This window comes from Plantactinospora sp. CNZ320, from assembly GCF_002846275.1.
Window position 1 is genome coordinate 2,970,876 of record NZ_PJMP01000001.1, and the last position, 21,989, is coordinate 2,992,864.

Here is a 21,989-nt window from a genome sequence, read left to right on the forward strand (position 1 = left end):
ACCGTCGACCGGCGGGTGGTTATGGTCCTCGGCATGGCCGTCCCGGAGTACGTCGCACGGATCCGCAGACTCGTCGGGCACGACCTGCTCTGGCTGCCCAGTGTCAGTGCGGTGGTTCGCAACGACGCCGGGGAGCTGCTGCTGGGCCAGCGGGCCGACGACGGGCGCTGGTCGGTCGTCAGCGGCATCGTCGAGCCCGGCGAGCAGCCCGCCGAGGCGCTGGTCCGGGAGGTCTTCGAGGAGACCGGCGTACGCGTGCTGCCGGAGCGGGTGACGAGCGTACTGGCGCGCCCGCACACCTATCCCAACGGCGACCGGTGCCAGTTTCTCAACATCGGCTTCCGGTGCCGGTTGCTCGGCGGTGTCGCCCGGGTCAACGACGACGAGTCGGTCGCGGTCGGCTGGTTCGCCCCCGACCGGCTGCCGCCGCTCGACGAGCACGGGCAGGTCACGATCACGCACGCGCTCGCCCCGGCCACCACCGCCGCCTGGTTCGCCCCGGACTCCGCCGCCCTCTCCGCCGCCCTCCCCGGCGGTCCCCGGGCGTGACCCCGCTGGCCCGACACCGGCACGACCACCACCTCCCCGCCCCGCCAGCAGGGCTCCCGACGGGCCACTGCTCCGGTACACCGACGGGTCGCTGTCGCGGTCCACTGCGGATCGGCGGTGGAGGTTCCGCCTCCCCCGGATCGCGCTCGAAATTCGGTGGCGGGATGTGGGGCGGTGTCGTAGCCTCCCGACACCCGACTCTTCGAGGAGGTCGATGATGGCAGGCACGGTCATTGGCGCAGTAGCCACCACCGCCACGACGCGCGGTCACGCCGCGAGCTGACCTCCGGACACTCACCCCATCGGCTTCCGCCGGCCACCTGCGCCGGCTGATCCGCCGGCTCCTCGCGTCGTCAGCGGTCCCGCTGGCCGTGGCAGCCCCTGCCGCCGCCGGCCTTTCGCGCCCTCATCCGGCGTTGTCTCTCACCGCTAATTGCGCTGAACCGAGGAGTACCCGTGGATTCCGCTACATCCTTCGAGCCGCTGACCGCGGCCGAGGGCGGACCAAGTCATGTCATCCGTACCGGGCCGATCGTGCGGCGTGCCGCCAGGCCGTGGACCCGTACCGTGCACGCCCTGCTGCACCACCTGGAGGAGGTCGGGTTCGCCGGCTCCCCCTGGGTGGTCGGTACCGGCATCGACGACAACGGCAACGAGATGCTGACGTACGTCGAGGGCGACACCATGCACCCCCGGGCCTGGACGGACGAGGGGATCTGGCAGGTCGGCACGCTGCTGCGCGAACTGCACACCGCCACCGCGAGCTTCCGGCCACCGCCGGACGCCAGGTGGCAGCCGTGGTGGATGCACCGGGAGGGTCCCGACCCGGTGATCGGGCACTGCGACGCCGGACCGTGGCACATCGTCGCCCGGGCCGGCCGACCGGTGGCGTTCATCGACTGGACTCTGGCCGGGCCGGTCGACCGGCTCGACGAGGTGGCCGTGACGGCGTGGTGGAACGCCCAGTTGCACGACGACGACATCGCCGAACGCCACCACCTGCCGGACGCGGCGGGCCGGGCCAGGCAGCTACGGCTGTTCCTGGACGGCTACGAGCTGCCGGCGGCGGTTCGGGTCGGCCTGGTCAGCCGGATGATCGAGCTGGCGATCCGGGACTGTGCCGCCGAGGCGATCCGGGCCGGGATCACGCCGGAGTCGACCGACCCGGCACCGGTCTGGGCACTCGCCTGGCGGGCGCGGGCCGCCGGATGGATGATCCGGCACCGTACCCTGCTCGAACGCGCCGTCGGCGCAGGCTGAGTGATCCGGCGGCCGTCGGCGCAGGCTGAGTGATCCGGCGGCCGTCGGCGTGCTCCGCGCGTCGGCGGCCGCCGGCCGGCCCGGCACGCCCTTCAGGGTGCCGGGGCCGCGATCGGCTTACGCATCCGAACCAGTCGCACGGGTACGCCACCGGCCGGGTCCTCGACCTCCTCGACCGGTACGAAGCCGGCCGCCTCGTAGAGTGGCCGGCCGGCGAGCGTCGACATCAGTTCGAGGGTGCGGAAACCCTCTGCTGCGGCGGCCTCCTCGCAGCGGGCGAGGATCAGCCGGCCCACGCCACGGCGGGTGCAGTCCGGATGCGTGTACATCGCGCGGACCTTCGCCGGATCCCGGGCCGGGTCCAGCATTGCGGAGTCGCGGCCCTGCGAGTGGTCACCGCCGTAGAGGGTGGCCCGACGACTCCATCCACCGCAGCCGGCGAGGCGGCCGGCCGACTCGACCACGAAGTACGTCCCGTCGTCGATCAACTGGGTGTCGATGCCCATGATCGAGCGGCTGGATGCGATCTGCGACGGGTCGAGGAAGCCCTTCTGCAACTCGTTGATCGCGGCGTCGATCAACGGCAGGAGCTCCGGTATGTCAGCGTGCCGGGCAAGACGACTGGTCAGCGCCATGGCCCTCCTCACCGGCGGTTTCGTCCGGCCGTCATTCAACCACCCGATCCGTGGCCCGGACGGCACCGTCCCGAGGCTCGATCCGGTACGTCATCGAGACCCGCAACACCGTCCGCCCGTCGTGCCGATGGCCGGGGTCGATCCGCAACTCGACCCGCCTGCCGTCGATGGTCATGAACCAGGGTCCCGCCGGAGCGTCGTCGTCACCGGCAGGCCATCCGCGCCACTTGGCGAGCTTCCGGTAGAAGTCCTCGACAGCCTGCCGGTCCGGCCCGGCACCGGCCGGGTACGCCCAGATGGTGACCGCACCGCCACGCCAGTCGCCGGCGCCGAGGTCACCGCCGAGGCCCTCGCACGGCTGCGCGTACCCGGTCGACTCCAGTTCCATCCCGGCGGGCGCCCGGGTCAGCATCGGATCGGTCGCGAACGTGGCCGCGAAGGCCGCCTCGGCGGCCGAGCAGACCGGCCGGCCCGGCGGCTCCGCGAGCCGGTGCAGCAGCCGCAGCCCGACGACGCCGGCCGCGACCAGCGGCACCGCGACGACCAGCCCGACCAGGCCCGTGACCGTCTTCCTGCCCATGACCGCCCCCGCTGTCGCCTCGGACACCGGCTGAAGCATAGGCAGGGGTTGTGCGGAAAGCGTGAGTCCGCTGTGATCGGACTACGCAGACGGCCCCGGGGCTCGCCCCGGCCACCGTCGACTCTGCCCCGGCCGGAGAACGGCACGCGTTCACCCGGAATGCGGCCGGGTCAGCTCGCGCAGCCAGGGTTCCCAGACGACACGCTGGTGCCGGTACACGCCGTCCGGACCGGCGCCAGGTCAGCCAGACGGCGTACCCCCTTCGCCTCGCTGCGCAGCCCGCTCCGGGTACCGATGCCGGTACGGCTTGGCCGAACGGGATCGGGGACTGCGTGAAATGCGCGGTGACCAGGACGGGGGTACCGGGGGCACGCGCGGCGAGCCGCCACTGCACCAGACGTACCAGCCAACCGAGTGCCACCAGAGCGCCGGGGCCGAAGACGATCAGGACGAAGGCGACCTCGCCCCAGTCAGCCGAATCGACGAGCAGTATGCCGACCGGGATGTTGCAGATGATCAGAGCGATGACGCTGGTGAGGACGACGATGGGCCCTGGGCCGCGTCAGCTTGCCTCGGTGCGCCGGCGGCATCGGCATCGGCATCGGTGGCGCCCTGGGCCGTCGCCGGGCACGTCGGGGCCCTTGCGTCGGGATGCGGAAGACTCGGTGCATGACCTCTGCACTGCCCGCCTATGCGGTGCCCGATGCAAAGCCAGCCGGCGGCACCGACGATCCGCGTAGGGTCTGGTACTGGGGCTCCCAGCTTGCCGCCTGTGCACCGGTCAGCGCGGTCCTCGACCGTATCCCAGCGGCCCTGACGACGGTCGAGGAGCCGTGGCCGGGTCACACCCTCCGCATCAGTCGCGCCCAGCTCTGCGCTGCTATCGGGGTCGGCACCGGCGACGGCCTGCTCTGGGGGCTGAGCTTCTTTGAGGACGTGGGGTTACTCGTCGAGCCATCCCAGTCCCGCCAGGAGTCCGACCCCGACCTGGTCGAGGAGGCATTGGCCGCCTGGCCCGGCGTCGACACCGCCTGCGGAGTCGACGCGAGACAATACGAGGTGCGCATGGCCCGGGTGCACCGCGCCGACGAGATGCTCGCCTGCTGGCTCGACACGATCATGACCGTCCACCGCGAGTTCGCCCGCCGCCGGAGTATCGACCTGCCGTACTGAGCTTGGATCCACCGCCGCGGGGCCGAGGCAAGGTCACTTGAGCGCAAGATCAGGGCGTACTCGGGGCGTCGCCAGGGCGTCCGGGCTATGCGGTGGGGACTTGGCTACCTTGACTGTCAGTCGTCGAACTCGAAACCGCTCGCCTCGGCCTCCGTGACCAGTCGACGCATGCGTTCGGCGTCGGTGGCGACCGCGTTCATCCGCGCTTCCAGCTCTTCCAGCGCCCCTCGATCGGTGCCGTGAGCACAGAACGTGCCCCCCTCGGAGGCATAGGCGAATCGACCTTCGAGCGACTGAGCCTCGGTGCTGACGAGAACCTGCGCCACGCCTTCCCAGAAATATCCGTTGGGCTCGTGATTGAGCTCCTCGACCAGGTCGTCAACCGGCGTCGTCCCTGCATTCAACAGCAGCGAATACTCACCGGGAGTAGTCTCGATCATCAGAAGCAAGGTCATTCGGGAAGCCTGGCAGCCGCCGGTAGCCGGCGACAAGAATCTGGCAGCCGCCCGCGCGTGCCGAGCTGGGACGGTCGGGCAGCGAGCTACGGGCGTGCAGCCTCTCCGCCCAGCCCGGCGGACCGCGAGGCAGGCGACGACACGGGTGCCGTCAGGCGTGAGGAAGAGTTGGAAGTGTCAGCCTGTCCCCGCACGGGAAGCGTGACCAGGGTGTCCCGTTCCACCCGGTCATCCTGCCGGTCGGCCCAGGTTCGAGCCGAGGAGGGATCAGACCGCAACTCGGCGTGTTCGACCACCGCCAGGCGGTACGGAGAGGTTGGTAGCCGTCGCGGTGCCGGCTTCCGGGTGCCCGCGCCAGTCCACACCCCCGGCTGGCTTGCCACCGGCCCGCCGGCCCATCGTCCGCGCATGTCCGGTGCGGATGGACCGCAGGGCCGACCTCCCACCGATCTACTCTGGCCAGATGACCGGCAGCCTCGAAACGAGCGCATCTGCAAGCACCGTCAGTTGGATCCTCACGGCGAACGTCCGCGCCCTGATCGAGTCGCTAGCCGCCCTGGTCGATTACGAGGCAGACGACTGGGACTGGAACGCCGTCGAAGCAGGTCTGAACGATACGGACGCCGACGACCCGCAGGGGTGGTACGGCTATTCCCTCGTCGGAACCAGCACGCTCCGTCTGGAGCTGGCCAACGATTCCGGCTCCACCATCACCTCCGTACAGGTCCACCACCCGGCCGACGAAGTCCTGACAGCCCGCGTCGAAACGGTCCTGTCGATACTCGCCCGCTATCAGGTCATCGCCTGAGTCGAGTCGATCCGGACCGTAACACCGCCAAGATCAGGGCCCCGGGCGTCTCAGGGCGTCAAACGACGCCCAACGCTGACCATCAAACGGCAACCAGCGCCAGAACAAACGACCAGGTCAGAGCCATGATCACGGCTCTGACCTGGTGAGCGACGGACGAGTCGACCTGTACGCCGGATTATGACCGTGACAGCCTTGCTGGCCAGGGGCGGAGCCCGGCGACAACCACTGTGGGCCGTCGCCGGGCCGTTGGGCTACCGAAGGGTCGCTCAGATCCCAGATCCCTTAGCCCACTCTGGGTCAACCTCCCGAGCCAGCGACACCCCGAGAGCACCGTGCAGGCTGATGATCATTCTCTTGCCTCGATCGAGGGATTCCGGATCAAGGGGATCCAACGTCCACATAAATCGCTGAACTTCGATGAATCTTCCGTAGGCTTCACGCACAAGGACCGACTTCGACAGTCCGAGGGGACCGAAGTCGCGCTCAAAGACCGACCTTGAGTAGCACGACCACAAAGGATCCGCAGCAGGACCGTCTCTGACGAACGAGACACTCTCTCGTTGATCCTCAATACTCCTCATCAGCCTGTGACAGACAGGGCAGAGTGGCACTAAATTCTCTGGAAGGACGGTCCCTCCACGTTTGTGAGCATGTAGGTGCGCCTTCTCCAACCAACCACTGGCCGAGTTCCACCGGCCGCCCAGGGTAGCGTTGGATGCCTGGCGAGGCGCCGGCCAGCAGCACCTGAAGCAGAAGGGATGCGCCCAAGCCCCGCCCTTGTCAGAGATGCCCGGGAACACCTCTTTCCAACGATCGCCGTTCATCCAGTACTCGGCGATCCGGTAAAGGCTCGGCGTACCACTACGCGAACGACCCACAACTCATCCTCTCCAGCCGCAACGGCTACCGCAGCGGGATGCTACTGAGGATGACCGACAAGCTCGGCGAGCAGGGGCACGCGCAGCGCCGAAGCCAACATCGAATCAAGAATCAGTTTCGTCTTCTTGTCGGAAGGCGGCATCAATAAAGCGGCGGGTGCGTTGTTCGCTCGCCGGCATCAGATGCGTGTACACCCGGAGCGTGAACCCGGGGTCAGCGTGGCCGAGGTACGACGCCAGCGCCTTGATGCTCTCCCCCGCGTCGAGCAGCGCCGAGGCGTAGAAGTGGCGTAGCGCGTGCATCCCGGTCGCCCGGGTCGGCGTGATGCCGGCCGCCTCGACAGCCGGGCGCCAGCTCTTGCCGTCGAAGGTGCGCCGGTTGATCGCACCGCGCCGGGTGGTGGTGAACAGCAACGGCACCGTGACCCGCTCGTCGTCGGCCGGGTTCTCCCACGGCAGCGTGAGCGACAGCGGGGCGAAGTCGTCGATGTGCTGACTCAGTGCCTGGGCAACGGAGTCGGGCAGCGGTACCCGGCGGTCCCGGTCGTTCTTCGGAAGGCCAAACACCAGCCGGGAACGGACGAGCTTGACCTGACGGCAGACGTGCACCCATCCCGCGTCGAAGTCGATGTCATCGACCCCGAGGCCGAGAATCTCACCCTGCCGCAGCCCGCAGCCGGCGCCCAGGTCGACCATGGCGCGGTACCGCTGGGCGAGGGCACCGCGGATTGCCGAAACCTGTTCGTACCGCCACGGCACCACCCGACGCTGCACCGGTCGCGGGGCCTTGACCGACTTTGCCGAACACGGATTCTTGGCGATCCGCTCGTCATCGACCGCCGCGCCGAGGATGGTCCGCAGGTGCGCGAAGATCACGGATCGGGTCGCCGGGGCCAGCTTGCCAACCATGCTGGCATCCCACTCCCGGACGTGGCCCGGCTTGATCGAGGCCAGTTGCCGAGAGCCGAAGAATGGCAGCAGATGCTTGCGTACCCGAAACTCCGTGACCTCCCGGGTCGACTCGTCGAACGACCTCGTCCGCAGCCAGGTTTCGGCGTACTCGGCGAAGGTCATCCGACCGGCGACGGGATCGACGTAGGAGCCACGGAGCTTGTCCGTCTCGGTCGAGACGAGGAACGCCTCAGCGTCCCGCTTAGCCCGGTCGGGGAATGACTGGCTTCGCTCCCGGCCGTCCGGCCCGATGTAGCGGACCCGGTACCGGAGTCCCTTGCCGAACCGGTCGGACTTGACCCGTTCCTTACGGCCGCCAGGGTGCCGGACGACGTCGTACCAGCGATCTTCCACGTGTCCCATCAGGCCGCCGCCTGCTGACGTACCCACGACCGGACTGCTTCCGGCTCGTACCGCAGGTGTCGACCGACCCGGGCCGCCGGCGGACCGTACTTGACCTTGCGCCAGCGGTAAAGCGTCTCCGTCGGCACCCGCAGGTACGCCGCCACTTCCCGGATCGTCCAGAGTCCATCGTTCGCCACCATCACAGCCCCTCCCCCGTTGTGCCGTCTGCTGCCGTCGCCGCTCCGTCCCCCGGTAGCTGGGCAGCCCGGTCCCGCGCGGCGAGGAGTTCGGAGCGCCAGCGGGCACGCTCGCTGATCGACCGCAGCAACCGGTGAGCGAGCGGCCCTACGTCGGGATCGTCGGGTCGGGCGAGTTCCCACGCGTGCCGGACCGGTTCGACGGTGGCGCCCTGGTCGTCGACCCCGTCCAGGCCGACCGTCACGCCGAGCAGCGCCCGCACCCAGGCCCGCGCGTCGTGCTTGTGGTCGGAGAGCGTCTTGCCCGACCAGTCACGGGAGATGAGGATGCGCCGGCCGCCGATGCCGAGGGTGTCCCGCTGGTGCACCTTGCCCTTGCAGCGACCCGGTTTCAGTCGCGCGTGTGCCTTCTTTGGCTGGACGCCGTAGAGCAGCCAGTTCGCGCACCGGTCGGTACACGGGGTCACTTGGAGTTCCTGCCACAGCCGGTCCAGGTGGGCTCGCTGCCGACCAGTCGTGATCTTGTGGCAGTCGCCCGTGTGCTTGGTGATGTACTTCGTTACGTACCGGATGGTCCGTTCCGCGTCCTCGGTGCCAGGCATGACCCCACGCGCGTCGACCTGGGCGCCGAAGCGCACGACGTGTACCGGTTCCGCGTCCGGGTCGTCGTCGAGCGCGTCCAGCGCTTCCGTCCAGGTGGTCAGCGGCTCGTGGGTGTCCGGGTTGACCCACGCCGACGCCTGCTCATCCCAGACCGGGAGCCGGTCGAGGGTGTACCGCTGCACGTCGGTCGACGGCCACCACACCTGGTGGTAAGTCGCCGCCGCCACGGTCCGCAGTACCTCCCGGGGAATGGTGCCCCGGATGGCGAAGTGCGCGTGTGGGGCGAGTCGTCGTTGCGGCTCGACACACCCGGCGTACTGGACGTTCCAGCCCTCACAGCGCCGGAGGTTCTGCCAGAACCGATCGAGGAGCCGGGGGAAGTGGACAGCGTCCCAGGCCGCCCGGCGGTAGTCGTACCGGCCAGGGTTGACCGGGGTGCCGTCCGAGCGGACCGGGCCATACGAGTCCAGCGTGAGCGTCAACCACATCGACGGCCGGTGAGTCGAGCCGTCCGGGGCGGTGTACGTCTTCCCGACCGTGCGCCGTTCGACCTTGCGCCGAGGCAGCTCGGGCGTATCCTGCCGCCGCTTGGTCGACCGCTTCCGTCGCCGGCCGGTGTCCTCGTCGCCCTGGTCGTCGTCGCCGGTCGAGTGCGGGGGTGCGACCCGTCCCCGGAGCCCTTCCGCTGCGATCGCCTCTTCCACCTCCCGGATTGCCTCGTCGAGGTCGGCCACCTGGTCCAGCTGGGACGCCCGGGATGCCTCGTCGCGGGAGAACTCCAGGTGCCCGCGCAGCAGGATCAGCGCCTTCTGTTCCTCTGTCGCAGGTTCCGGGGGCGGTAGCGGCTCGTCGTCGCGGTGCCAGCCCTCCCGGATCTGCGCCTGCCGCAGTCGGCGGTTCTTCTTGGCGCACGGTGGGCATTTGTCTTCCCGGGTCGCGCCGCACGGTAGGTCGATCACCTCGGTCAACCCGGTGGCGAGGTCGGTGCGGCGCATGGCCAGGGGGCGGATGCAGACCCCGTATTCGGTGGCGATGTCGCGCAGTACGTCCACCGCACGGGGCAGGCCCATCCGTGCCGCCCGGGACCCCGGTCGAGGAGGCTCGACGACCGGGGCGGCCGGGGCGAGGCCGGGCAACGTCGGAGCGGTCATCGCACGATCCCGACGACCTGGGGACGATCCGCGCGGACCACGCCCAGCGGAGGCCGGACCGCCGACGGGACCGGTTCGGACGTGACGACGGGGACGGGGACGGGGACGGGGACGGGTAGATGGTCGGTCGGCTCGGTTTGCCGAACGGGTTCCGGTTCTGGGTCGGGCTGCTCGACGACGGCCGCCACCGGTTCGACGGGCGCCGGGTCGGCAGCGGGTTCCGTTGTCACGGGTGCGCTGGACAGTACGACTTTGACCAGGGCGAGGAACGCCAGCGAGGGAACGGCGGCGACGATCCAGCCCCACACCGACGGTTCGGCTTCGGCGACCTGGGCCGCCAGGGACAGCAGGGCGAACCCGACCAGGAGTACGCCGACCAGGCCGACGGGCCGGCCGTTGCGACGCCGAGCGCGAATCTCCAGGCCGAGGTAGATGGCCATCAGCTCGACGGCTACCGCGTTGGCCCAGCCGATCCAGTCGGGTTGGCCGTGGGCGACGGTGAGGTCGTGGACGTGGGTGAAGGCAGCGGCGCCGGCCATCCCGCCGATGGCGAGCAGGATCAGCACCCGTGCGACGGATTCGACCCGGTGGCGAATCACTGCTGACCTCCGTTCGACTTCTCCCGGATGGTCAGGTCGAGACGGATGCGCGGACCGACGATGTCGCCACGGCGGTTGACCATTCCCGCGATCCCGTGCAGCGCGGCGGCGACCTGGTCAGCCGGCCCAGTGATCTGCACACGCATCGGGCGACGGAGTCTGTTGGCGAGTCGGGTGAAGGGGTTCACGACGGTTACCTCCGGTGCGGGCGGACGTCGGTGCGGATGTGGTCGGGTGGGTCGCCGAGGGAGGCGACCGCTTCGGAGAGGCAGCGCCACAGCGCCCACGCCTCGTCGGGGGTCAGCGACATCCGGCGCCGGCCCGCGCCGACGGCGAGATAGATCGGGTACGGGTCGGGCCGGTCGGGGTCGACGCGGACGGATACCGCCGTGGTGGGTTCCGGGGTGCGGAGCCGGTAGAACCGCCGTCGGGACGGGGCGGTCATCGGCGTTCACCGCCGTTGTCCCGGTCGAGCAGGTTCCGCAGCGATTCGGGCAGTAGCGGCCCGGACGGGCGCCGGGGCAGCGGCACGCGGGCCGGTTCGGTGGCGGTTTCCCGGCCGACCTGGGCGAGGATGTCCGCCGCATCGGCCGGTGCCGGGTACTGGCTGGCCATGGCCCGGATGTCGTCGTCGGTGACGTAGGAGAAGCGGACCCGCATCGGTTCCGGGGTGCCGTCGAGGATCACGTACCCGACGCCCTTGGCCCATCGGGGCATCTGGTCGGCCAGCGCACCCCGGTTCCGGGCACCGTCACCGAGAACCATGTCGACCTGCGACGCCTCAGTCAGGCCGAGCGCGATCCGGGTCGGGAACAGGTCACGGAACGGCAGTACCTCCTTGCGCGGGTCCTGCAACGCGGCGACGACCAGGACCCCGACGCCGGCCCCCTGGGAGAGCAGCACCCCCAGCGACGACGCGATCCGCTTGCGCAGGTCGGCGTCTTGCAGGTATGCCGTCAGCGCGGCCATCTCGTCGATGACGACCACGACCAGGGGGTCAGCTTCGGTCGGGGTGTGTACCCGGACGAGGCCGGCCAGCCGGGCTTGCCGTTCCCGCAGTACCTCTACGGCCTCGTCGAGCAGGTCCGCCATCGCTTCGAAGGACTTGCACGCGAACCGGGCGAACATCGGCCGGCCGATGGCGAACTCCATCCCGCCCTTCGGGTCGATGACCCAAAGCCGCACCAGCCCGGAGGCGACGCCGCCGCCGAGAGCCCGAACCAGGGACCAGAGCACGGAGCCCTTGCCGCGCCGGGTCGCACCGCCGACCAGGACGTGTGTCGCCAGCAGGTGAAGCGACCAGGTACGCAGATCTTCCCGCCGAGCCAGCGGAAGCGCGGTGAAGTCCGGCACCGACGGGACCGGGAACGGTGGGACGACGGTACGCAGCGCATCGGTTCGTACCAGGGCCAGGTAGACGACCGTCGGACGGTCCCGGAACCGGACCCGGTCGACCGCCCGCAGCAGCCACGCGGCCCGGCCGGTACGGATCGGCGGATCGTCGGGGCGCTCGGCGTAGACACGGGCATGCCGCCGGCCGAAGGCGTACGCCAGGTTGGCCGTGACCGCCTGGAACTCTTCCGGCGTCTGACCTCGGACCATCCGGATGGTCAGCACGTCGAGCGCCGGATCTGAGCGGACGGCCAACAGTTCCGGCAGGACGATCCGATGGTCGTACTTCGCGGACAGCCCGCACAGGGTCATTGCCTCGCGCCACACCCGGCGGTAGACGAACACCCGCCGGAACGAGCCCAGCAGCGGACCCGCGAACCAGGTCCACCACGATGATTCGTGCCGCCAGCGCCACACCGCCGAGGCCGCCGACAGCAGGACCGCCGGAACGACCAGGCCGGGCCAGCCGTGCTCGACGTAGAGCCAGACAGCCAGGATCGCCGTGCCGGTGGCGACCGGGTGACGCAGGCACCACCAGGCCGCCCGCCAGGACCAGCGCAGCAGCAGACCAAGCAGCACCGCCCAGACCGGCAGTTCGAACCGCTTCGGCCGGGCGATCAACAGGTCACCCGCCGAAGTCGTCACCACTTCACCGCGAGGCCGCCCGATCACTTGGCACCCCGCAGGGACACGAACCGGCCCGATGCGTCCCGCACCGCAGGCAGCGGAAGGACGAGCTGATTGACGCAACTACCGCACCGGCCCTCACCACCGGTGGCCGGGTCGAACCGGGACTGACACACGCTGCACCGGGGCCAGTCACGGCCAGCCGGACGCCTACGCTTGGACACGTCACTACCTCTCTCGTCACGAGCAGGGGGAAGACAGAGAGGGGCGGGGCTGCCGTTCCGCCAAGATCAGACAGCCCCGCCCACCTTGAAGCGGCTACGCAGCCGCCTTCTGCTTGCCGGCAACACCGGCCGGGGCACGCATCGCGGTAGCCCGCAGCGAGTACGCCATCCGGCCGTTGCTCGCCACGTACGGCGTGACCGTCATGCCCTCGAACTCCACCGCCTCGAACGGCGCACCGGTCGGCGGTACGGGCTGGTAGTCGGCCGAGATCTTGACCGTCGTCTCCCGCGACCGCTTGCCCAACTCGGGGTCGAGGTCCATCACGCGGACCTGCCACACCCGCTGACCCGTGACCTTGTCCTTCGCCGGAGACCGCCGCCCCGTCTTCTCGTCGTAGTCCTCCACCTCACCCAGCGACTCGGGCACCAACGCGCACCCCGCCGGGAACACGTCTTCACAACGCACGGCGAACCTCGTACCGCCACGCAGAGCCATCGCTCAATACCTCCACTTGTCTCCCTGGCTGGCTTGACTAGCCAGGTGGTGTGGATCAAAGGTAGGTCGGCTTGGCTAGTCATGTCAATGACAGTTGGGGAACTTTCCTAGCTTGGCTAGTCAGAGGTAGTGTCCGGCCATGAGTCTTGACCCTGATGACCCGCGCACCCCGTCGCAGCAGATCGCTGCCGTACTCCGCGCCGAGATCAAAACCGGCAGGTTCGCCCCGGGCGAAAAACTGCCGTCACAACACGATCTCGTCGAGCGGTTCAGCGTCGCCCGCGAGACGATCAAGGCAGCGCTACGCAAGCTGCAAGAGGAACGGCTGATCGTCACCCGCCAGGGCAGCGGCACCTTCGTCCGCGCCAACACCGAACGCCCGGTAGGACTTCGTCCGCACGTTGAACGCGCCTTCGAGACCACGAACGTCACGATCGACTTCGCCGGCTTCTCCGGCGAGACGCTGTACAACGCCATCCAAGAAACCCTGGACAAGGTACGCATCGGCCGACTCACCCCGGAGTCGATCCGGCTACGGGTACTGATCTCCGACATGACCGCCCCGATGGCGATCCCCTGCCGCGCCGAGGACCAGGCCGACGACCCCGCCATCCGCGAGCGCGCCCGCCGCATCACCGATCGGTCGATCCACGCCGTGACCGACGCCGTACAGGAACTCGCAGACCTGGGCCTGGTCAAGACCGCCACCGCAGAGGTACGGGCACACAAGGCAGCCCCGCTGTTCAAGCTGTTCATCATCAACGAACAGGAAGCGTTCTTCGGCTTCTACCCCGTGGTCGAGCACACCGTGATGGTCGACGGCAAGCCGATGGCGATCTACGACGCCATGGGCAAGGACGCGATCCTGTTCCCGTTCACGCCCAGCGACGAAGACTCCTCCAATGACGCCCTCTACGTCGAACAGGCCCGCGCCTGGTTCGACAGCATGTGGACCACCATCGCCCGCGAGTACGCCTCGTGAGCCCCGCCGACCTCACCGCCGTCGTCGACCGCGCCCGCGTCATCCTGCTCGACTTCGACGGACCGATATGCAGCATCTTCGCCCAACGCCCCGCCTCGACCGTCGCCCACGAACTGCGCCGCCTGCTCGTCGACCAGGGCGTGACCCTCCCCGCCGACATCCTGCACGAACCCGACCCGCTGGCCGTCCTACGATTCACCGCCACATTGGGCCGCCCCGCCGTCGTCCGCCAGGTCGACGAGGCACTGACCCGCGAAGAGGTCACCGCGGCCCGTACCGCCGAACCGACCCCGTACGGCCGTGAGGTCATCGTCGCCGCACACCAGACCGGCCGCCGGGTCGCCGTGGTCTCGAACAACTCCGCCGACGCCGTCCACGCCTACCTGACCGGTCGCCGGCTCACCAGCTACGTACACCCAGTCATCGGCCGCGCCCACGCCAACCCGAACCGGATGAAGCCGAATCCCGCCCCGGTCCTGGACGCCGTCCGCGAGTTGCACGCCGATCCTGCGCATTGCGTCCTGGTCGGTGATTCGGTCAGCGACATCGAAGCCGCCCACGCCGCCGGAGTCGCCGCCATTGGGTACGCCAACAAGCCCGGCAAACGCGAACGGCTTGCCGCAGCGGACGCGGTCATCGACAGCATGGCCGAACTGGTAGCCGCCTTCGCCGTCGACGAGCTGTAGCAGCACCCACCCCGCACACGAGCGCCCCGGTGATCATTCCCGGGGCGTTTCTCGTGCCCTCAGTCGACGTGCGGCACCCGCCCCGCGAGGTAGTCCGCAATCTGGCGCCGCATCGTCGGATGGATGTCCAGACCCGCCAGCTCGTCCGGCAGGAACCAGGCAACGTCACTCGCCTCGTCATTGGCCGCCGGAGCACCACCAACCGGCCGGGCCAGCAACGTGACCTCATACTCCTGACGAACCTCACCATCGGAGTACGCCACGATGTGCCCCGGGTCGGAGTAGACGCCGACGATGCCGGTCACCTCGACCTCGACCCCGGTCTCTTCCAGGGTCTCCCGGACGGCGCACCCTGAGGGAGTCTCACCGATTTCCATCTTGCCCATCGGCAACGCCCACTGGTCGGTGTCGCGTCGCCGTTGCAGCAGGATTGCGCCCTGGTCGTCGACCGCCAGCACCCCGCAGGCAGGAACGAGCGTGTTCGCCTTCGGCGCGTCCGGATCGTTCCAGTGCTCGACGCGACCCATCCTCAGACCTCCGTCCCCAGCCACGGCACCGCCGTAGCCCACACCCGGTCGAAGCTGGCCGCGTAGTGCTCGAACAGCCCGCCACCGTCGACCTTACGGAGATGGAACGTCGGATTGGCCGACGCCGGCTCACCGTACGCATGCGGGTTCATCAGGATCTCGTCGTCGTACCGGAACAGGCTCGCGTACAGCGTCGTCGGATGAAGCCGAACCTCACACCCGTCCACGCCGGCCAGCTCCCGGTAGTACGTCAACGACGCCCGGATCTTCGCCGCAAGCGTGCCGCCAAGCCCTTCCTCCCGGCCCCGGACCGCTACCGCCTCGCTTGCCGGGTCGCCGAAGCACAACCGGACCTGCACCCCGGCCGAGAGGCGGTCAGCGAGCATGCGCGCCACCCGAGGCTGTGTCTGCGCGAAGAAGGTCCCGGAGAACACCAACACGTCGATGCGCTCCTGGGCCTCCGTCAGCAGCCGCAGCCACGTCTCACGCGGCACCGACGCCCGATCCGGGAATACCTCGATCAACTCCGCACGACTGGCCTCGTCCCGCTTACCGGCGACCGACGCGAGCACCGCCGGCCACAGGTACGCCTCTTCCGCACCCAACCGCCGGGCCGTCGCCCACCGATGCCGCCGATGCGGAACCCGGCCCAGGCTGATCCACCGCTCTACCGTCTTCGGGTCAACGCCGCATTCATCGGCCAGATCCTCAACCCGTACGCCACGACGAACCATCACCGTCCGCAGACGTTCATTCATCTCTCTATTGGACGTTTCCTGCACCGGACGTTTCAAGCCCGTCACAGGACGTTTCTCAACGCCCTCAGACGTCGACCAGCAGTCCACCAGGGCGGATGCGCCGTACCCGCCACCAGCCGTTGACTACACACCGTCGTACGGAATTGTCCCTGTTCCCGTGCTCGCCGCCATGGCCGCGAGGGCAGGTGAGTACGACACCTACGGTCGGGGTGCGGGTCATCACCCTCTAGCCCGCGCCCCGACTCCGGGACCGACAGGAGAACGGGACGTGTCCGGACGCCGACGCCCCAGAGAGTGGCCACCCCGAAACTCGATCACCCCACGGGCAAGTCAACACCCAGCATGGGTGACAGAACCCGCCGAGCCGGAAGAATATTTCGTCTTACACATACCCTTCCGGGCAGCAGACGTAGGCGCAGCATTCGAAAGAGCGGGATTGGTCGCCGACATCTTCCTATTCCTTCCCGACTTCGACCGGGGCGAAAGCACCGTCACCTACGAAGGCGACCAGGTCAATCACTATCGTGTCATCTGCGACCGGCCGCTGCCCGACGGAACCCGCTGCCCCCTCCATCGCTGCCATCCGGGCGAATGTCGGCCCCTCTAGAGGGAGAGTGGCGGGGGGGCGCAAGTCCTCGGCCGGCCGTTGAGACGACCACTTACGATAACGGTTCCGATTTATCCGTAATTAGCGCATAGCGATCGTCTTGAGACAAATTCGGCGGAAGTTTGCACCAGCGGCCATTCAGTCAGTTTTCTGACAACCGCGTGTTAGGGCGACACACAGCAGCATCAAGACGGCGCCTGGGTTACCATACCCGATCTTAATGAAAAGCATTCTGGAAGCAGGACGTTCATTATGGCTAATGAGCCGTTGCGGCGCGTAGAACGTGTAGTCACAACCTATGACGTAACTTGGTTGCTCGACCTTGAGAAGAACGAGCAGCTTGATCTCGACCCATCCTACCAGCGAAAGAGCGTATGGACCCTCAAAGACCGTCGCTTTTTCATGGATACAGTATTCCGAAACTATCCGTCGCCAGCGATCTTCCTTCACAAGACGATTGACGACGAAACTGGGCGCACCACCTACCACGTCGTCGATGGCAAGCAACGCATCTCGACAATTCTCATGTTCGTAAAGAATGCATACGCGCTCTCTGAGGATTTCGGCGATATCAGGTTCAATGGCAAGCGATGGGGCGACCTTAAGGACCCTTCAATTCGACGTCTATTGTGGAACTATAGAATTACCATCGAAGAACTCGATGACGCCAGCGTGCTAGATATCAATGACGTTTTCTCCCGCCTCAACAAGAACGCCAGCAAGTTAACTGCGCAAGAACTTCGCCATGCTCGTTATGACGGCTGGCTCATCAGCTTTCTTGAAGATGAAGTTGCTGCTCCCATCTGGACCGTCGCTAAGGTTCGCACCCGCGCGAAGGAAAGACGGATGGCAGACGTTCAGAACATATCTGAACTCGCGAGCGTAATCTTGCACGGCGACATCAGTGGGTTCAGCCAAGACGATCTCGACCAGCTGTACGCTAAGTATGATTCGCCAGAGAGCGAAGAAAGTGAGTTCGACACGGAAGCCTTCAAGGCGGGCTTCATGCGGGTACGCGAGACGCTCGAATCCCTCGAATCGGACTCGGGAATCATCTCCAAGACGGCCCAACCGTTCTACAACCTATACACCCTCTGGAGCGCGCTCCATCGAAACCCTGTGAGTCCCAAGGATATTAGCGACTTCTGCCGGCGCTACCAGGATTTCATGGGCGCGGTAAAGAATTACGAAGTGGACGAGACCGGCATCGTCGCTTCCGCAGCACTTGACAGTGATGTGGCACTGTATAAGGCAGCTTCCGTAGGGGCGATGACCGAAGAGCCAAAGCGAAGAGATCGACTCAAGGCCCTTGAGTCTGCCTTGTTCGGACGAAACCGAGACTAACGCATGAAGATCGAGCAGCATATTCGTTCGGCGTATCAGCGTCAGCGCAAAGTTGCAGAGAAGCTAAAATTAGAGGTCGATCGGGATATTATGAATCGAAAACGGTCGGCCTGGCATTACGAAAGCCGCGTTAAGTCGGAGCAGAGCTTTGCACTCAAGATCGAATGCGGGCGCCCCGGCGACCCGAACGCCGTCGAGGATTTCTTCGGATGCGCACTAGTAGTCCCAAACTATCTCGCGATTAGCGATGCGGAGTCAGCGATAGTTGATCTATATGGCGATCCAATTTACAGCAGACCGCCTTCTCGTGAGGTAACTAAAAAGGAGCCTTTCGACTTTAGATTCGACGACCTAAGGCTCTATCTGCGATATCGCGATCAGGGCTATGGTCCACCCTCTGGACTGGAGGGCACACTGTTCGAGGTTCAGGTACGGACGTTTTTACAACATGCTTGGATCATTGCCACCCACGACCTGATCTACAAGTCCGATAACGTGAATTGGCGTCGCGAGCGGGTTGCTCATCAGGCAAAGGCCGCCTTAGAGCAGGCAGAGGTGACCATTGCAAGTATGGCGTACCTCGAGAGCAGCCCGGCGCTACCTAAAGACCATCAACGCTTCCAGACCATCAACGCCCTCATCTCCCTACTGAAGAGCCACTGGGCCGAAGATCAGCTCCCTGTCGACGTCCGCCGCTTGGCAACAGGAATCTTTGAGCTGCTCACGCGGCTTTCCATTGGAAACGAGGAGTCATTCCGGCTACTGCTTGAGACCGGAAAGGAGAAGTACGGCGGCGAACATAATCTTGACTGGTCACCCTACAGAGCGATCGTGCAGTACCTAGCCGAGCAGCACCGGACAGAATTCAAGAAGTACATCTCGAGAAGGGGCAGAGATACAGTATTCTTGTATCCGCATGTGCTCGCTGAATTGCAGCTGCCCCTTGAGAGAGCACCACGGGCAGTCATGCTTCCCGCACAGACCACTCCGACGTCAGCCGTCGATGCGCAGCTGATAGGTGTTGAGACCAGCTAGCTAGAGCCATCCCCGCAGGGAGCCGGCACCATCTCGTTGACTCCAAGCCTGCGGAGTGGGGCGGGCTTAGGGTGTTTCTGGGTCGAAGGCGCACGGCTGGACGAGCTTCGCATGCACAAAGGGCTCGGGTAGGAGGCCTCGTCGACTCGGAGTTGTGCAGGCTGACCGGTACCCTCGCGGTGTGGCAGCGAACCCGGAACCTGATCTCTTGCTCGACAGTCTCTTGACACGAACGGACGAACGACGCAGTGCAGCTCTGACGCTGCTCGACCCATCCGACCAGCGAAGCTTGGGCCAGTTCTTTACGCCTCGCATAGTGGCTGACCGCATTGCCACCGAGCCGACCCTGCCAAAGGAGGGCGTACTCAGGCTGCTAGACCCGGGGGCCGGGTCCGGTTCGTTGACGGCTGCACTAGTTGCCCGAGTACTGCGAGAGCGGCCCAGCCTGACGGTGGAGGTCACTGCAATCGAACTGGCATCAGTGCTGCATGACACGCTGCGCCAGACCTTGAATGACTGTCAGGAGACCGCTCAGGCGCTTGGCAGCCGGCTGGAGTACAAGATCGTCGGGGATGACTTCATCCCTTGGGCCACCGACCGAGTATCCGCCATGCTCGACCTAGTCGGCGAGCCGCGGTTCGACCTCGTGATCCAGAATCCCCCATACCGGAAGATAGATCGAAATTCACCAGCGCGCCGCCACCTTGGATCTGTCGGCTTGGAAGTTCCAAATTTATACGCTGCATTTCTCGGCCTCGGCGCTCGCCTTCTAGTTGAGGGTGGTCAACTTGTGGCCATCACGCCCCGCAGTTTTGCAAACGGAACCTACTTCCGACCATTCCGCAAGCAGTTCTTTTCGATGCTAGGCATCGATCGGCTTAACGTCTTTCAGGAACGAGGTGCACTATTTGCAGACCTCTCGGTCCTGCAAGAGAACATCATTCTCACCGGCACGAGGGATCGCCGACCCGAGAAGGTTGCGGTAGTCACTTCGCGAGGCTTCGCCGATCCTGCCCATGAACGACTTGTCGCCTACGAGGACATTATCAAACCAGATGATCCCGAATCATTCCTCCATATCCCTACAGACGTCGATGACGACCGGGCAGCGAGTATAGTCGGCAAACTACCTGCCACCCTGTCCGATCTCGGCGTCAAAGTATCGACCGGACGGGTCGTCGATTTTCGAGCGAAGGAATCGCTGCGCAGCATGCCCAGCACCGACACTGCTCCGTTAATCTACCCCGGGCATCTACAGCACGGTCGAGTTACTTGGCCGTTGCCTGGGTACCGCAAGCCAAATGCCATCCTTGCTACGACCTCGACCGCTAGCCTCTTGCTCCCTGCTGACTTCTACGTGTTGGTGAAGCGGTTCTCTTCAAAGGAGGAGACTAGGCGGGTGGTGGCGTCGGTATACCGGCCTGCCGAAGTTCCTGCCTCGCAAGTCGGATTCGAGAACCACCTTAATGTTTTTCATTGCGGCAGCAAAGGCTTGGACGAGCCGCTAGCGGTCGGTTTGGCTATCTGGCTCAACTCGAACCTGCTGGATACCCACTTTCGCCAGTTCAGCGGCCATACACAGGTCAATGCAACAGATCTGAGGAACCTTCGCTACCCTGATGCCAACCAGCTGCGCCGCTTGAGCGAAGATGTTCTACCGGACGAGTGGCCGAGCCAAGACGAGATCGACGCCCTCGTACTGCGGCACGTACTTGGCGCAGCCGACGCGACCGAACAGGGAGGCACGGTGTCGGAGGACCATGTAACGGAGTCAGTGAAGGAGAGCCGTCAGTTGCTCGAATTACTCAACTTCGACGCAGAGCGAAGCAACGAGCGATCGGCCTTGGTACTACGTGCCCTACTCAACCTGCTGCCCGATCAGCCCTGGCAAGCCGCCCAAAATCCCATGCTGCGGACTGTCGAAATTATGGACTTCCTACGACAGCACTACCGTCGAGACTACAAGCCCAACACGCGGGAGACGATCCGCCGGCAAACCTTGCATCAGTTCGCCGCCGCCGGCCTTATAGCTCAGAACCCCGACCGGCCCGACCGGCCTGTCAACTCGCCTCATTGGTGCTATCAGATCACCGATCGTGCCCTCGCTCTTATCCAGATCGCTGGCACGCCCGGGTTCGATAATGGGCTTCGCGTATATCTGGCGGACCTTCCGGGGCAACTGGAAGCCTACGCAGCAGAGAGGACCATGCGGCGCATCCCTGTGACCCTCCCAGGAGGACAGGAGGTTTCACTCAGCCCTGGCGGCCAAAACGAGCTCTTGCGGGTCATAATTAACGACTTCTGTAGCTACTTCACACCAGGTGGGGTAGTTCTTTACATCGGCGACGCCGATGAAAAGTGGGCTTTTTCTGACGTCCCTGCGCTCGCAAAGCTCGGCGTCACGGTTGACAAGCACGGCAAGATGCCGGATCTCGTCGTACATATGGAGGACAAGAACTGGCTCGTCCTCCTGGAGGCGGCACCCAGCCACGGGCCTGTCGACGCCAAGCGTCACGCAGAGCTGCAAACTCTCTTTGCGGGCTCCGCAGCCGGGTTAGTCTTTGTCTCCTGCTTTCCGAGCCGCAAGGAAATGCGGAAGTATCTGTCCGAGATTTCATGGGAGACCGAAGTATGGTGTGCGGATAATCCAACGCACATGATTCACTTTAACGGCGAGCGGTTTCTCGGCCCATACCTCGCGTCCGACTGAGGCTTTCTCAAGACGCGGAAATGCACTCTCGCTTGGATAGGCCATGCGGTGCAGCCGAGTCCAATTTTCTCGGGCCTGCTCTCACGCGCCGCACGAAACAGTCTTCGCTGAAGATTGCAGGTTTCCAGCAGGAGGACATCCAGCAAGAAGGCAGTACTGCCGATTTGCTCTGTTCTAGATCAAGGCACCGCGCTCCGCGCGGTGCGGGGCGGCAAGCCCGGCCGGCGGCACGCCGCCCCGGCTGCCTTCGGCGCCGGGGCGGGAAGCCACCGACAGCCGCCGGGACGCCGCCCTAACGGCCAAAGGAGCCCGTACCAGCGAGGCCGTGACGGAAGCCGGCGGGGCTGGTCGCCGTCGAGCGCTTGGCTTCCGGCTGCCGCGCCAGTCCAAACCCCGGACTGGCTTGCCACCGAG

The 21,989-nt window shown here is 66.1% G+C and carries 23 protein-coding genes; 9 read left to right on the forward strand and 14 right to left on the reverse strand.

Going from position 1 to position 21,989, the window contains the following annotated elements; translation table 11 throughout:
* Window positions 1–33 precede the first annotated feature (33 nt).
* Window positions 34–549, forward strand: coding sequence for an NUDIX hydrolase (locus CLT71_RS12980; protein WP_101371409.1), 516 nt, complete (start codon window positions 34–36; stop codon window positions 547–549).
* Window positions 550–1,005: 456 nt separating this feature from the next.
* Complete coding sequence (locus CLT71_RS12985) at window positions 1,006–1,809, forward strand: protein kinase family protein (RefSeq protein ID WP_199187588.1); 804 nt, start codon at window positions 1,006–1,008, stop codon at window positions 1,807–1,809.
* 92 nt (window positions 1,810–1,901) lie between these two features.
* On the opposite strand, the gene CLT71_RS12990 is transcribed toward CLT71_RS12985, so the two are convergent.
* Together CLT71_RS12990 and CLT71_RS12995 are read right to left on the reverse strand one after the other, a co-directional pair.
* Window positions 1,902–2,444, reverse strand: coding sequence for a GNAT family N-acetyltransferase (locus tag CLT71_RS12990; protein WP_101367323.1), 543 nt, complete (start codon window positions 2,442–2,444; stop codon window positions 1,902–1,904).
* Window positions 2,445–2,475: 31 nt separating this feature from the next.
* Window positions 2,476–3,051, reverse strand: a complete 576-nt coding sequence (locus CLT71_RS12995; RefSeq protein WP_143743452.1) for a hypothetical protein — start codon at window positions 3,049–3,051, stop codon at window positions 2,476–2,478.
* 642 nt (window positions 3,052–3,693) lie between these two features.
* Here CLT71_RS12995 and CLT71_RS13000 point away from each other — a divergent pair.
* Window positions 3,694–4,197, forward strand: a complete 504-nt coding sequence (locus CLT71_RS13000; protein ID WP_143743453.1) for a hypothetical protein — start codon at window positions 3,694–3,696, stop codon at window positions 4,195–4,197.
* Between the two features lie 116 nt (window positions 4,198–4,313).
* Here CLT71_RS13000 and CLT71_RS13005 read toward each other — a convergent pair whose 3' ends face one another.
* Window positions 4,314–4,652: an Imm51 family immunity protein gene (locus CLT71_RS13005; protein ID WP_101367326.1), complete on the reverse strand. Its 339-nt coding sequence runs from the start codon at window positions 4,650–4,652 to the stop codon at window positions 4,314–4,316.
* Window positions 4,653–5,115: 463 nt separating this feature from the next.
* On the opposite strand from CLT71_RS13005, the gene CLT71_RS13010 reads away from it, so the two are divergent.
* Window positions 5,116–5,460, forward strand: coding sequence for a hypothetical protein (locus CLT71_RS13010; protein WP_143743454.1), 345 nt, complete (start codon window positions 5,116–5,118; stop codon window positions 5,458–5,460).
* A gap of 269 nt (window positions 5,461–5,729) precedes the next feature.
* Here CLT71_RS13010 and CLT71_RS36460 read toward each other — a convergent pair whose 3' ends face one another.
* The 9 genes from CLT71_RS36460 to CLT71_RS13050 form a co-directional block, all read right to left on the reverse strand.
* Window positions 5,730–6,287, reverse strand: coding sequence for an HNH endonuclease signature motif containing protein (locus CLT71_RS36460; RefSeq protein WP_486483675.1), 558 nt, complete (start codon window positions 6,285–6,287; stop codon window positions 5,730–5,732).
* Between the two features lie 159 nt (window positions 6,288–6,446).
* On the reverse strand, window positions 6,447–7,655 hold the full coding sequence (locus CLT71_RS13015; RefSeq protein ID WP_101367328.1) for a site-specific integrase: 1,209 nt from the start codon (window positions 7,653–7,655) through the stop codon (window positions 6,447–6,449).
* The gene (locus CLT71_RS13020) at window positions 7,655–7,837 is read right to left on the reverse strand and encodes a helix-turn-helix domain-containing protein (RefSeq protein ID WP_101367329.1); all 183 of its coding nucleotides are present in this window, start codon (window positions 7,835–7,837) and stop codon (window positions 7,655–7,657) included. Before CLT71_RS13020 ends, CLT71_RS13015 begins: the two co-directional genes overlap by 1 nt.
* Window positions 7,837–9,588 (reverse strand): replication initiator, encoded by a 1,752-nt coding sequence (locus CLT71_RS13025; protein ID WP_101367330.1) that lies wholly within the window; start codon window positions 9,586–9,588, stop codon window positions 7,837–7,839. Before CLT71_RS13025 ends, CLT71_RS13020 begins: the two co-directional genes overlap by 1 nt.
* On the reverse strand, window positions 9,585–10,187 hold the full coding sequence (locus CLT71_RS13030; protein ID WP_101367331.1) for a DUF2637 domain-containing protein: 603 nt from the start codon (window positions 10,185–10,187) through the stop codon (window positions 9,585–9,587). Before CLT71_RS13030 ends, CLT71_RS13025 begins: the two co-directional genes overlap by 4 nt.
* On the reverse strand, window positions 10,184–10,333 hold the full coding sequence (locus tag CLT71_RS13035) for a hypothetical protein (RefSeq protein ID WP_486483236.1): 150 nt from the start codon (window positions 10,331–10,333) through the stop codon (window positions 10,184–10,186). Before CLT71_RS13035 ends, CLT71_RS13030 begins: the two co-directional genes overlap by 4 nt.
* Window positions 10,334–10,380: 47 nt before the next feature.
* Complete coding sequence (locus tag CLT71_RS13040; RefSeq protein WP_101367333.1) at window positions 10,381–10,632, reverse strand: hypothetical protein; 252 nt, start codon at window positions 10,630–10,632, stop codon at window positions 10,381–10,383.
* Window positions 10,629–12,227 (reverse strand): FtsK/SpoIIIE domain-containing protein, encoded by a 1,599-nt coding sequence (locus tag CLT71_RS13045; protein WP_101367334.1) that lies wholly within the window; start codon window positions 12,225–12,227, stop codon window positions 10,629–10,631. The genes CLT71_RS13040 and CLT71_RS13045 overlap by 4 nt, the downstream gene beginning before the upstream one ends.
* A 297-nt stretch (window positions 12,228–12,524) precedes the next feature.
* Window positions 12,525–12,926 carry a transcriptional regulator gene (locus CLT71_RS13050; RefSeq protein WP_101367335.1) on the reverse strand — a complete coding sequence of 134 codons (402 nt, stop codon included), beginning with the start codon at window positions 12,924–12,926 and terminating at the stop codon, window positions 12,525–12,527.
* Between the two features lie 139 nt (window positions 12,927–13,065).
* Between CLT71_RS13050 and CLT71_RS13055 the strand changes: the two genes are divergently transcribed.
* Both CLT71_RS13055 and CLT71_RS13060 read left to right on the forward strand, forming a co-directional pair.
* The gene (locus CLT71_RS13055) at window positions 13,066–13,908 is read left to right on the forward strand and encodes a GntR family transcriptional regulator (RefSeq protein ID WP_101367336.1); all 843 of its coding nucleotides are present in this window, start codon (window positions 13,066–13,068) and stop codon (window positions 13,906–13,908) included.
* Window positions 13,905–14,594 carry an HAD-IA family hydrolase gene (locus CLT71_RS13060; protein WP_101367337.1) on the forward strand — a complete coding sequence of 230 codons (690 nt, stop codon included), beginning with the start codon at window positions 13,905–13,907 and terminating at the stop codon, window positions 14,592–14,594. The genes CLT71_RS13055 and CLT71_RS13060 overlap by 4 nt, the downstream gene beginning before the upstream one ends.
* Before the next feature lie 59 nt (window positions 14,595–14,653).
* Here the strand turns inward: CLT71_RS13060 and CLT71_RS13065 are convergent, their stop codons facing one another.
* Together CLT71_RS13065 and CLT71_RS13070 are read right to left on the reverse strand one after the other, a co-directional pair.
* The gene (locus CLT71_RS13065) at window positions 14,654–15,121 is read right to left on the reverse strand and encodes an NUDIX hydrolase (RefSeq protein ID WP_101367338.1); all 468 of its coding nucleotides are present in this window, start codon (window positions 15,119–15,121) and stop codon (window positions 14,654–14,656) included.
* A 2-nt stretch (window positions 15,122–15,123) separates the two neighbouring features.
* Complete coding sequence (locus tag CLT71_RS13070) at window positions 15,124–15,924, reverse strand: XRE family transcriptional regulator (RefSeq protein WP_486483237.1); 801 nt, start codon at window positions 15,922–15,924, stop codon at window positions 15,124–15,126.
* A gap of 814 nt (window positions 15,925–16,738) precedes the next feature.
* On the opposite strand from CLT71_RS13070, the gene CLT71_RS13075 reads away from it, so the two are divergent.
* The 3 genes from CLT71_RS13075 to CLT71_RS13085 all read left to right on the forward strand — a co-directional run bounded on the left by CLT71_RS13075 (window position 16,739) and on the right by CLT71_RS13085 (window position 21,575).
* Complete coding sequence (locus CLT71_RS13075; RefSeq protein WP_101367340.1) at window positions 16,739–17,830, forward strand: DUF262 domain-containing protein; 1,092 nt, start codon at window positions 16,739–16,741, stop codon at window positions 17,828–17,830.
* Between the two features lie 3 nt (window positions 17,831–17,833).
* Window positions 17,834–18,865, forward strand: a complete 1,032-nt coding sequence (locus CLT71_RS13080; RefSeq protein ID WP_101367341.1) for a nucleotidyltransferase family protein — start codon at window positions 17,834–17,836, stop codon at window positions 18,863–18,865.
* Between the two features lie 181 nt (window positions 18,866–19,046).
* A complete protein-coding gene (locus tag CLT71_RS13085; RefSeq protein WP_486483238.1) occupies window positions 19,047–21,575 on the forward strand; it encodes a BsuBI/PstI family type II restriction endonuclease in 2,529 nt (842 codons plus the stop codon).
* Window positions 21,576–21,989: the final 414 nt, after the last annotated feature.